Origin of the sequence: Chryseobacterium mulctrae, assembly GCF_006175945.1 — a bacterium.
Taxonomy (GTDB): domain Bacteria; phylum Bacteroidota; class Bacteroidia; order Flavobacteriales; family Weeksellaceae; genus Chryseobacterium; species Chryseobacterium mulctrae.
In genome coordinates this window covers 1,713,818-1,725,457 of sequence record NZ_VAJL01000001.1, presented here as the reverse complement: position 1 = coordinate 1,725,457, position 11,640 = coordinate 1,713,818, and the positions used below count along the sequence as shown (strand labels likewise).

Here is an 11,640-nt window from a genome sequence, read left to right as displayed (position 1 = left end):
AAAATCAATTGTTTAAAAATATTTTAAGAAGAAGTTTTATCTGTAGATTTAACTTCTTTTTTGTATCTATATCAAAAAGATAAGAATGAAAGTTCTGGATTAACCAATTAACGATTAATAAAATGAAAAATATATTTATAGGATTTGCATTAGGTTTGGCAACTTTATCATTTGCTCAGCAATATCCAAATAACGGTTGGGACAATGATGGATATTACGGAAATAATGACGGATATTACAGTGATGATGATGACAGGAATTATTTCCCCGATGATTATTACTACAATTATCCACAGGATTATTATCCTTCAGATTATTACCAAAGTTATTACAACGATTACAGACAGAGTATTATCAATATCAACTGGAACGGATTTTTTGCTCAACACAGATTAAACCGTTGGCAAATTGATCAGATTTTATATCTGAATAATTTATACTCAAGTTTTTCTTCGTGGAATAATTTCTACCGTTACAATCCGGATAGATGGTATTATGACAGGTTTTATGCAATGGAAAGAATTTTAGGGCCAAGAGTTTTTGTAGTTTTCCAAAACAATTATTATCATGGTCGTAGTCCGATTGTATATTTCCAAAATTACAGACGAACACATTATGTTCCGACATACAGAGTAATGCCTCGATATAGAAATGTGAATATCAATATTTATAAAGTTGACAGAAACAGCTTCCGTAGAAATGATAACCCTACTTTAAATGTTGTAAGATCTTCACGAGCGGGAAGTATCAGAAATGGAAATTCTTCCGGTGGTTTTAGAAATTCAGATTCCAATAATGGAGTAAGAAACAACAACGGAAATAACGGGATCAGAAGCAATAATGGAAATGGCGGAGTAAGAAACAATGGCGGATTTAGAAATGATAATGGACGAAATGAAGGTGGACAAAGACAGAGAGAGGCTACTCCAAGATCTGAAAACAATTCACCAAGAAACAACGGAAACGGAGGATTCAGATCTCAACCGAGAAATGAAAACTCGAGCCCGAGACAGCAAAATAATGCTCCAAGACAGCAGAATAATTCTAATGAAGGAAGAAATTCCGGATTCAGAGGGAATTTAGTAAGGAATTAATTTTCATATATTATATTTGAGTGGTGTTGAGAGTAGATTTTTTATCTACTCTCTTTTTTATTTTAAAAAATGTTGAAATATTAATAATTAAATTTAACATTATTTATGAATTTCGTTTTTAACTTATTGTGAAATTCCGTATCAAAAAGATATAACAAAACAATTAATTAATTTAAGCACATGAAAAAATTAGTATTAGCCGCAGCCTTTATCGTAACAGGAAGTTTTGCAATGGCACAACAGGTAAATCCTCAAGACAAAAAAATTAACAGAGAGGAAATGCATAAAAAAATGGAGTTGAAGCAGCAGGAAAGAATGGCTGAAATGCAAAAGGAATTAAACCTGAATGAATCTCAGGTTGCAAAAATAAAAAATCTTCAGGAAAAACGTAAAGCTGATATGAAAGCTGAGTTTGAAAAAAACAAAGGCGAAAGACAGGCGAAAATGGAGAAGATGAAAGCGAAAAGACAGCAAATGGATAATGAAATGAAAAGCATCTTGACTCCGGAACAATATGATAAATGGCAGGTTTCAAGAAAAGCAAAAATGGAAGAAAGAAAGTCTGCGATGAAAGAGAGAGGGATGAAACATGATAGAAAAATGATGGCGAAACCTCAGTCTGGAACCTCAATATAAGCTGATATAGAAGTTTATAATTTTGATTTTTAATGTTAGAAGGGCAGAAGTAATTCTGTCCTTTTTTATATTAAATCTAAATCTAAATTTTGTGAAAACTTTTCAATTCGCCTTTTAATCCGTAATTTTGAATATAAATTTTTTATTATGGTAAGTGAAAAAATTGCACAGCTAATAAACGAACAAATCGCTCACGAGCAATATGCGGCTCAATATTATCTTTCTATGTCTGCTTGGTTTTCAGCAAAAGATCTTGACGGAATCGCCAATTACTTCAGAGTTCAAAGCAAAGAAGAATTGATGCATGCTGAAAAAATGTTTGATTACCTAAACGATGTAGGTGGTGAAATCATCTTAGGTGAAATCGCAAAACCGCCACACCAGTTTGAAAGCGCAACAGATATTTTTGAAAAAGCTCTGGAACACGAAAAGAAAGTAACTAAAAGTATTTTCAATATCGTGAAAAATGCAAATGACGAAGGTGATTTTGCAACGACTTCATTCATGCAATGGTTCATCAATGAGCAAGTAGAAGAAGAAGCAAGCGCTTCTCAATACGTAACGAAAATTAAAATGGTTTGTGATAATCCATCTGCGTTATACCTTTTTGATCAGGAATTGGCGAAAAGAGTTTTTGTAGTAGATCCTACAGCCTAAAAATATTTTTTTGAAATTGTGAGTTTCGGCGGCACCAAAGGTGCCGCCGAAACTTTTTTTAAATTTTATAAATTATCAGGAATATAAATCAGCTGTGTTTTAATCACCTTCATTCCCAGGTTTTCTAAAACAGATTTGTAGGTTTCGATTTGTTTATCGTTCTTTTCGGTTTCCATTCCGGTTTTAAAATCTACGATAATATAGCCTTCATCACCTTTTAAAATTCTGTCGGGACGATAAATTCTGCTGATTCCTCTCTCAGAAATCATGATGTCTTTTTCGTTAATCACTTTCCATTTTTCATCAAAAAATTCTGAATATTGATGAATGATTTTTTTGAGATCATCTTTAATATTTTCCTTTTCTTCAAGCGTGATTTGACCTTCCAAAACATACGTTTCCAAAACCTTATCAATATCTTTTTCAGTATTTATTTTTGAAAGCAGTTCATGCACAAAAAGTCCGATTCTTACTTTCTCGTTTCTTACCTGATAATTTTTTGAAGGCGTAGCTATTTTTATTGAACTTGTATTTTCATGCTCGTTTCTCAGAGTTTGAATATTTTCAGTTTTAAACTCAGACTTTTTATGAGAAATTTGTTTTTTCAACATTTCAGGATACGTTTCATACAAATCAAATTCATCAAGATCCTGAAGGTTTTTAGATTGAATAAACTCCAAAATTTCTAAATTATTCGAAGTCTTATTTTGTTTCTGAAGGTAAAAAAATAACTGTTCTACAGGTCGTGTTGTGGCAACATATTGCAGACACAATCTATCAACAAGATTTTTATAAGAATTTTCGTGATTAAATTTCTCAATTCCTTCATCATAAACTTCAAGATTTTTATTGAACTGATTGATGTTAACAGATTTTAAAACCGATTTTTCATCCGTTTCAAACCAGTTGCTAAATTCAGAATCACGGTTTTTATTCATCATCGGAATAAAAACGACCGGAAATTCAAGACCTTTTGCTTTGTGAATCGTCATGATCTGAATCGCATCGATATTTTCGGAAGCCTGAATCGTATACGTTGAAGCTTCTTCGTCCCAATATTTCAAAAATTCTTTGGTACTTGCTCCTGCATTTTGAGTAAAATTAAAAAGCATTTCCAAAAAGTTGAGCAGAAAATCGGTTTCTTTATGCTCAATCGAAAACTCGTTGATGTAATATTCAATAAAATTATAAAGATTAAATTTCGGAAAATGATCTTGTTTTAGTTTTAAATGATACTTTTCTTCAATAAATTGAATGATGGTTTCATGCTGTTCTAAAGCCAGAATTTCTTTCATTTCTAAAGTGAAATCCGGCATATTGATTCTTCCGAGTCTGTTGAGATAAAACATCATCATAATAAGGTGAGGTTTGTTTTTCGGATTGGTTTCCCATTTCAAAAATTCAACAACAGCCAGTAAAGTATTTGATAATTCCAAAGTCAAACCTTTATCAGAAATCGTTTTAATATTCGTTTCTTCGCCATTGTAACTGACTTTCAGATTTCCTAATTTTTGTGAATAAGAAAAAATATCAAAATTTCCACGGCACAAAATGGTAATATCTGAAAATCTGAAACCGTTATCCAGACATTCCTGAATGTCTTTCTGCATTTTATCTGAAACATCATTGTAGAAATCTTCATTGGTTAAATTGTCAATGAGATTTACCTTTACTCTTCCATTAATACCTGATTTTGGATTTTGTTCGCCATCAACACCAAAAATATGCTGATGCTCTTCTTCAAGGTTTAAAGAATGAAAATGATACAGTTCATTATTAAACTGAACAATATTTTTAGCACTTCTCCAATTGTCCTTTAGAACTAATAATTCAGCTTTTTTAGGCGTGAATTCCTTTTTGTTGATAATATCCAACATCAGTTTACTTTCACCACCACGAAAACGATAGATACTCTGTTTCGGATCACCTACCAAAGTAAAAGAAGTATTTTCTGTCGAAATACTGTGATCTCTTAACGGAACAAAATTTTGCCACTGCAATTCTGAAGTATCCTGAAATTCATCAAAGAAATAATGTTGAAATTGTGAACCTACTTTCTCGTAAATAAAAGCTGAAGGCTCATTTTTAAGATTTTCATTAATCAGAATATTGAATTTTGAAAGCAAAACCAAATCATTTTCTTCCTCAATTTTTCTCAGCTCATCCTGAATGTCTTTGTTGACTTTTAGAGGTAATAATGCAGAAAGTATTTTTTCTTTTTTCTGAGTTTCGATGAACAGAAGAATGAGTTTCATTCTGTTTTCAAGAAGTGGCTCTAGGATTTCTGAAATTTCTGAGTCTTTATGTTTTGATTTTGTTGCAGTACCTTTTAAGTAATTATTTTGAGCAGACTCTTCGTTGGAAGGAAAAGGAAATTTATCTCTTTCTTTATTATAAAATCTTTGAATTTCAATAAAAAACAATGCTAATCCGTTTTTTTTACCTCCTGAAAAATCTTCAATCTCGATATTTCTTGATTTAAATAATTCGATGGATTGTAAAGCTAATTCTAAAGACTGTTTTTTGTTGAATGTAATCTCTTTCCTTAACGTGTTTTTGATGTTTTCATAATTCTCATCATCAAATTCTTTATTGTCTTTCAGATGTTCGTAATGAATGTCTTTTACAAATTCTTTCGCAGAATCGTAAAGGTTTTTATTCAGATTAATTCTTTCATTATTTTCCAGACTATAATCCACATAATCCATAAACGAATTGGAAATATTCTCATTTTCCCCAATTTGATCTAGCATTTTGTCGACAGCTTCAATCAAAAATGGTTCTGCATCAATTTCAAGATTAAAATTTTTAGCCAAACCCAATTCATAAGAAAAACTTCTCACCAATCGAGAATTGAAACGGTCAATCGTCCCGATATTTAAGGTAGAATAATTATGCAGGATATAATCTAAAAGCTTTTTTGAGCGGTGATGAAGCTCATCAATCGTTATTTTCAGACCTTCGTTTTCGAACGCTTTCTGAATGTTTTTAAGATCATTATTCTCACGATAATTATCTGCCGTAAATTTGTTGAGCCATGAAAGAATTCTTTCTTTCATTTCGTTTGCGGCTTTGTTGGTAAACGTTAATGCCAAAATATTTCTGATGGATTGATGCTGATTCGGATATCTCAGACAAATCATCAGAAGCCTCTGTACAAGAGCATAGGTTTTACCGGAACCTGCTGAAGCGTTGATTACTGTATAAGAGTTTGACATTTTTTACGAAAGATTTTATGCAATTTAGATAAAATTTAATTGAAAATTTAACAATTTGAAGCTGATATTTTAACAGTTTCGAAGTTTAAATTCAAAAAAAATATTAAAACCCGTTAAGTCTGGTTAAACTTGCTGTGTTAATGAAAAATAACTTTAGTTTTGCTTAATAAACAATAATCTGTGAAATATAAACTACTCTTTATTTTGTCTCTAATTTCTTTCATTCAAATGAATGCTCAAAACTATATTTTTGGGAAGATTTCGTCTGAAGATTTGTCTGAAGTTCCAAACGTGACGGTTATCAATCTGCGGACCGATGAGCAGGTTCTTACCAACAGAGACGGTCATTTTATGATTTCCGGAAGACAAGGTGATATTCTTCGTTTTTTTAAAAACGGATTTGAAAGAACTGACCGAAAAGTTTCCAAAGAAAATCTGGAATCACCAATGAACGTAAAGTTGTTGAGGGCTGCAGAATTAATCGCTGAGGTTGAAATCAAAAAAGGACTCAGCGGAGATCTGAAAATAGATTCTAAAACATTAAACCCACCCAAAAAAGTTGAGAAACTGAAAGCCGAAATTAATAATTATCTAAAACAAAAATCTGATCCAAGAATTTTAGCAGCCAGACCCGGTGAATTTGTGCAACCAAAAGGGCAGGGTTTTTCTATAGGAAAAGTGAAAAACAAATGGGATGACCTTGACTTGGCAAATTATCTTGCGTATGCTTTGGGTGAGCAGTATTTTACCGATTTAAAAATAGAAAAGCCTTTCATCAATCACTTCATCAATTATGTTCTTGCAGGCGGATTTGAAAGACAGAAAATTTTGAAATATGGTTTTGTAAGCGATGCTGATCTGATAAGATTTCAAGGGGCAGTTTTGATGCGGATTTCTTCTTACCGAGCTCCACAAATTCAAAAATAAACACAAACGATGAGAAAAAATCTTGCTGTATTTTTCTTTTTTCTTACAATACATTTCTTTGGTCAGCAGAAAATAATGGGAAAAACGTTGAGTGAGAACGATATGATTGTTACCTCAGTTTTGGTCATCAATATTTCCAATGACCAAAAGGTTTACAGTAATTCTTTGGGTGAATTTTCTATTGATGGTTCTGAAAAAGATGAGATCAGATTTATCAAAAAAGGATACGAAAGAGCTTCAAGAAAAGTTGTAAATGCGGAATCTCCAATCAATGTTGTTTTGGTAAGAATTCCTGAAGAGATAGAAGAGGTTGAAATAATTTCTACAACCGGAGATCTGTCTAAAGATTCTAAAAGACTGACTAAAATCGACAAAAAAGAACAGCTTCAAAAAGCTATAGGTCTTCCAAAACCTCCTGAAAAACCTCGTGAAGTTCCGGCGGAAGTAAAGAAGGTTTTATTGGCTGCTGCTTTTGGAAATGTTGATATACAAGCTGTTTTTGATTTGATAAGCGGAAAATCCAGAAGGCAGAAAAGATGGTACAAATATGAAGACGTACAGCTTGATATTACCTGGATCAGAAAAAGAATTGATGACGAATATTTTGTGAAAGACGGAATTCCTGCTGAAAGAATTCCGGAGTTTTTAGAATTCAGTTTTCTTATCAAGCCTGAAATAAGATCCTATGTGAAAGCTAAAAATATAAATAGAGTCATGTTTAATTTAGACAGTGTACTTCCGATTTATGTAGAACGCCTCAAGCAAAATAATAATACTGTTGAGCAAAAATGAGTACAGTTTTTGCAAAATTTTTAATACTGATTGCTTTACTGCTAGTAATTTTTACATTTTCACAGCAGAATATTTCCGGTAAAATTGTGGACGAAGATCACAATAATCTAACTGGCGTTTTGGTTTTTAATATCACTAAAAATACAAAAGTCTACAGCAATATTTCTGGTGATTATTTTATTGAAGCACAAGAAAATGATGAAGTGAAGTTTATAAAACAAGGTTTTTACCGGATCGATAAAATTATTAAAAAAGAAACATTCAATTCTCCATTAGAAATACAGCTTGTAAGAGTTGAAACCTTGATTCAGGAAGTAGAAATTAACTATAAACCCACTGGGAATTTAGGTAAAGACAGTAAACATTTGGAAGATTCTAAGAAAGTTGCTGCTTTGCAATCTTCAATCAATGATTACATGAAATCTGAGCTGAATGAACCGCTTCCTAAAAATGAGATTTCAAAATCTTTTCGAGTACATGATTTTCAGGCAGGGCATGTAAGTGTAAATCTTTTGACAATTTTTGGAGAAGTAGGTGGATTAATAAAAAAAGCAACAGGTTCTAAAATTACAACACCTAATTATGTTGAAACTCAACATTTTCTTGCAAGAGTAAAAGCAGAAGTAGATTTGAGTATATTTAAAAAGTTCGGAATGGATGAAGAAAAAATAGATCATTTCCTGGCTTATGCAGAGAAAGTAAATCATCTTTCGAAAAAATACCGTAAAGATTTTAATACAGCTACGATTCTGAGTGAACTTCAATCTGCTTTTGTAGAATATTCTAAATTGAATAAACTAAGTGATTGATTTTATTATTTAGAAATTTGTGGTAATAAAAAATCCAGAGCTTTTTAATGCTCTGGATTTATATTTTAATGATAAACGATATCATAAATTTCGTCTTTCACATCCTTTAAGTTTTCAGGGGAGTAATTGGCAAGAAGCCAAAGTTTGAGGCTTTTTTTGCCTTCACCATAACTTGGCTGTACATACATTTCGTCAATCAGGTTGAAGCCGTTTCTCTGATAAAACGAAAAACGTCGTTTAGCATCTTCGTTCAAATGTTCAGGCTCAATTTCCAAAATAATTCTTGGATAATTTTTAAATAAATAATCGGTAATGTAAGAACCTAATTTTTGATTTCTGAATTCTGAAAACACTTCAAAATGCTCCACAAAAACATAATTGCTCAACTCCCAAATAATAAGGTAGCCAATATTTTCTGTATCATTTAAAACAGAAATCACTTTTACATTCGGATGTTCAAATAATTTGATAAATTGAGACCATTCTCGTCTTTCATCTTCTGGAAAAGTCGTTGAATAAGAGTGAAAAATCTGTTGCACACGATAATCATCGGGTGACGTAATCTGTAAAAATTCCATAATTAAAGGTCAAAAACGCTTGGTCGTCTGGTGATAAAAATGTCTTTAATCCAAAGAGTAAAAGCCAGACCAAGATAAATTAAAAAGAAAAAACCTGCCGTTGCAAAAGTAGAATAAATAAAGAAAACTCTCAGTTTAGAAACCGGAATTCCCAGTTTGGCACCCATTCTTGTGAGTACACCAAACCATTCGCGTTCCATTTTGTGGCGTAGATTATCAAACATTTTTTTAAGATTCTTTTAAAATTTTAAATCCGATACCGCAATTTAAGCAATTTTTTGCTTCGCAATAGTTTTTAAAATGATAAATCAGGCTTTGGCTTTCTAAAGAGGTTTTGATTTTTACCCCTAATTTTTTCCATTCTATAATCACTGAATTCTTTTCAGACTGAATTTCGTTGTAGAATTTTAGAATTTCATCGTTGATGTTTTCATTTTGGTATTTGTGATAGGTGTATTTTATAGGAAGAATAGCATTTAAAATAATCAGTTCAATGAAATCTTTCGTTAAAACTTTTGGCTGATTTATCGTAGAGATTTTACCAAAATTAAAATGATTGTCCCAATATTCTGAAGCTTTTATGTCTTTAAAAATTTGATGTAAAACACTAGAATTTTCTGCAGTAATCATCTTTGAGAATAAGTTTTGATGCTGAAAATAAAGATCAGCGAGTTGTGGTAAACGAATTGTAGGGAAGTTTGGCGGGCGTAACCGAAGAAACTTAGGATGAATTGTAATTTCAGGAATAGTATATTTTGCTTTAAGAAACTCAAATTCTCTTTTCCATATTTTCATTTGTGAATCTTGTGGATTTTCTAACCAGCCGGAAATTCCGAAAAGTAAGGCTTCAAGCTGTGTTTTATTTTGCCGGATTTTATTGATGATATTGAAATCGATACTTTCTGCAATCTGTTTAAATATTGATGCATTGACTTTTAAACCGAAAGAGTAGGCGAGATGATGAAACATAACGGCTTCATAATTATTTTTGTGACGCAGCAAATCTGCTTCTATTTCTAAAGATTTTTCTTCCAGTTTTTTAAGCAAATTTTCTTCATGAAAATTAACAGGGATTTTTGTAGAGCTGAAAACCTTTTCACAAGGAATAAAAAGATTTTCTTTTAATAAATTCTCATATTTCTGAAAAACATTTTTATCTATATGATCTCTCAATTCCAGGGTCGGGATATTCTGGTCTTTAAATTCTTTGATGTCAACATCATTTTGGAAAACTACATGCAAAATGATATTCTGATAAGCTGGATCTTTTGAGTGTTGATGAAAAATCCAGTCGGAAGATTTTACATGAAGTTCTATATTTCCGGCAAGAATAAGATTTCTGATTTTGATTTTTGCCATCAGAAAATCCGGTCCCGAATCGGTATTCCATTTCCCAAAATCTAAAATTTCAATAAGATTTCCGTCGGTGTCTTGGAAGTTAAAATGAGTAAACACTTTGAAATTCCAAAGGTATTGAAGCAATTTTTCATTCATCAGTTGTGGTTTTGTGTTACAACTAATTTAGTGAAAAATATTTTTTGAAATGATATTTTTTTTAATGAGGTTTTTAGGTTGCGCTCCTACGGAGCGCCGCGATTCGTAGATTAACTGATGTTTTCTACAAAGGTTCAGCTCCGAAGGAGCTGAACTGAATCAATAATTTTCTTAAAATAGGAAAAGCTATGTTTTCAATTATGTATTTGTAATAAAATTTATAAACAAAAAATCCAGAGCAAGAGCACTGGATTTTAATTTATTTTTAAGAAAAGCTTAAGCTTTCGCAGGCTCCTTTTTGAAATTGGTAATCGTTGTTTTGTACATCTCCTCATAAATAGGAAGAATGTTTTTCAAATCAAATTTTACAGCTTGTTCTTTAGCATTCATTTTCATTTGTGCCAAAAGTTCATCGTTGCTTAAAAGTTTGATGCAATAATTACTCATCGCTTCCACATTACCAATTTCTGCTAAAAATCCGGTTTCGCCCTGGATATTTACTTCAGGAATTCCGCCCGCATTTGAACTGATTACAGGAGTATATGCTGCCATTGCTTCTAAAGCTGCCAAACCGAAACTTTCCTGCTCGGATGGAAGTAAAAATACATCTGAAAGCTGTAAAATTCTATACAGATCATTTACTTTTCCTAACAATCTGATTTTTGATATTAAATCAGGGTTTTCTTCTAAGAACTGATTTACTTTTTCCATATCGGGACCTTCACCGATGATAATCAATTTAGATTTTACTTTCTTTTCAACATTTTTAAAGATTTGTAAAACTTCATCCACACGTTTTACCGGACGTAAATTGGAAACGTGAATCAGAATTTTTTCATCCTCATTGGCAAATTGAGTTCGCTGACATTCATTAAGTTCATCAAATTCAGAATTATCTATAAAGTTGGTGATTACCTGAATTTCTTTTTTGATATTAAAAAACTGTAAGGTATCTTTTTTCAGACTTTCTGAAACAGACGTAATTGCATCTGATTGATTGATCGAAAATTCTACCGCATGTTTATAACTTGGATGTTGCCCCACCAAAGTAATATCGGTTCCGTGAAGCGTGGTCACCAAAGGAATATCATTATTGTCTTCCTTCAACATTTGCTTAGCTGTAAAAGCTGCATAAGCATAAGGGATGGCGTAATGAGCATGAAGTAAATCTAATTTATAAAGATTTACAACACGGTAAATCATTGAGCTCAACGCAATGTCATAAGGTTGATATTGGAAAAGAGGGTAGGTTTGAACATTTACTTTATGAAAGAAAATATTCGGGTTGGTAATATCTAATCTTGCGGGAAGTGCCGAACTGATGAAATGTACTTCATAGCCTTTGTTGGCGAGAGACATTCCGAGTTCTGTTGCCACAATTCCGCTTCCGCCGTATGTTGGGTAGCAAAGTATGCCTATTTTCATTGTACTGTTG

11 protein-coding genes are annotated in these 11,640 nt (G+C 32.0%); 6 read left to right on the top strand and 5 right to left on the bottom strand.

Features of this window, described 5'->3' with window-relative positions; all coding sequences use genetic code 11:
* The first annotated feature begins 122 nt into the window (after positions 1-122).
* From FDY99_RS07685 to FDY99_RS07675, 3 genes are all read left to right on the top strand, one after another.
* The gene (locus FDY99_RS07685) at positions 123-1,094 is read left to right on the top strand and encodes a hypothetical protein (RefSeq protein WP_139420477.1); all 972 of its coding nucleotides are present in this window, start codon (positions 123-125) and stop codon (positions 1,092-1,094) included.
* A 180-nt stretch (positions 1,095-1,274) separates the two neighbouring features.
* Positions 1,275-1,730 carry a hypothetical protein gene (locus FDY99_RS07680; RefSeq protein ID WP_139420471.1) on the top strand — a complete coding sequence of 152 codons (456 nt, stop codon included), beginning with the start codon at positions 1,275-1,277 and terminating at the stop codon, positions 1,728-1,730.
* Between the two features lie 147 nt (positions 1,731-1,877).
* The gene (locus FDY99_RS07675; RefSeq protein ID WP_139420469.1) at positions 1,878-2,387 is read left to right on the top strand and encodes a ferritin; all 510 of its coding nucleotides are present in this window, start codon (positions 1,878-1,880) and stop codon (positions 2,385-2,387) included.
* Between the two features lie 65 nt (positions 2,388-2,452).
* On the opposite strand, the gene FDY99_RS07670 is transcribed toward FDY99_RS07675, so the two are convergent.
* On the bottom strand, positions 2,453-5,605 hold the full coding sequence (locus tag FDY99_RS07670) for a UvrD-helicase domain-containing protein (RefSeq protein ID WP_139420467.1): 3,153 nt from the start codon (positions 5,603-5,605) through the stop codon (positions 2,453-2,455).
* Positions 5,606-5,785: 180 nt separating this feature from the next.
* Between FDY99_RS07670 and FDY99_RS07665 the strand changes: the two genes are divergently transcribed.
* Genes FDY99_RS07665 through FDY99_RS07655 form a run of 3 tightly spaced genes read left to right on the top strand, consistent with a single transcriptional unit; the run spans position 5,786 to position 8,133 of the window.
* Positions 5,786-6,532 carry a hypothetical protein gene (locus tag FDY99_RS07665; protein ID WP_139420465.1) on the top strand — a complete coding sequence of 249 codons (747 nt, stop codon included), beginning with the start codon at positions 5,786-5,788 and terminating at the stop codon, positions 6,530-6,532.
* A 9-nt stretch (positions 6,533-6,541) separates the two neighbouring features.
* Positions 6,542-7,324: a carboxypeptidase regulatory-like domain-containing protein gene (locus FDY99_RS07660; RefSeq protein WP_139420463.1), complete on the top strand. Its 783-nt coding sequence runs from the start codon at positions 6,542-6,544 to the stop codon at positions 7,322-7,324.
* Positions 7,321-8,133 carry a hypothetical protein gene (locus FDY99_RS07655; RefSeq protein ID WP_139420461.1) on the top strand — a complete coding sequence of 271 codons (813 nt, stop codon included), beginning with the start codon at positions 7,321-7,323 and terminating at the stop codon, positions 8,131-8,133. The genes FDY99_RS07660 and FDY99_RS07655 overlap by 4 nt, the downstream gene beginning before the upstream one ends.
* A gap of 65 nt (positions 8,134-8,198) precedes the next feature.
* Here FDY99_RS07655 and FDY99_RS07650 read toward each other — a convergent pair whose 3' ends face one another.
* From FDY99_RS07650 to bshA, 4 genes are all read right to left on the bottom strand, one after another.
* Positions 8,199-8,711 carry a GNAT family N-acetyltransferase gene (locus FDY99_RS07650; protein WP_102979224.1) on the bottom strand — a complete coding sequence of 171 codons (513 nt, stop codon included), beginning with the start codon at positions 8,709-8,711 and terminating at the stop codon, positions 8,199-8,201.
* A gap of 2 nt (positions 8,712-8,713) precedes the next feature.
* Entirely contained in the window at positions 8,714-8,935 is a 222-nt protein-coding gene (locus tag FDY99_RS07645) for a PspC family transcriptional regulator (protein ID WP_034678114.1), read from the bottom strand.
* A 4-nt stretch (positions 8,936-8,939) separates the two neighbouring features.
* The gene (locus tag FDY99_RS07640; protein ID WP_139420459.1) at positions 8,940-10,205 is read right to left on the bottom strand and encodes a DUF2851 family protein; all 1,266 of its coding nucleotides are present in this window, start codon (positions 10,203-10,205) and stop codon (positions 8,940-8,942) included.
* 276 nt (positions 10,206-10,481) lie between these two features.
* Positions 10,482-11,630 carry an N-acetyl-alpha-D-glucosaminyl L-malate synthase BshA gene (bshA, locus tag FDY99_RS07635; RefSeq protein WP_139420456.1) on the bottom strand — a complete coding sequence of 383 codons (1,149 nt, stop codon included), beginning with the start codon at positions 11,628-11,630 and terminating at the stop codon, positions 10,482-10,484.
* Positions 11,631-11,640 lie beyond the last annotated feature (10 nt).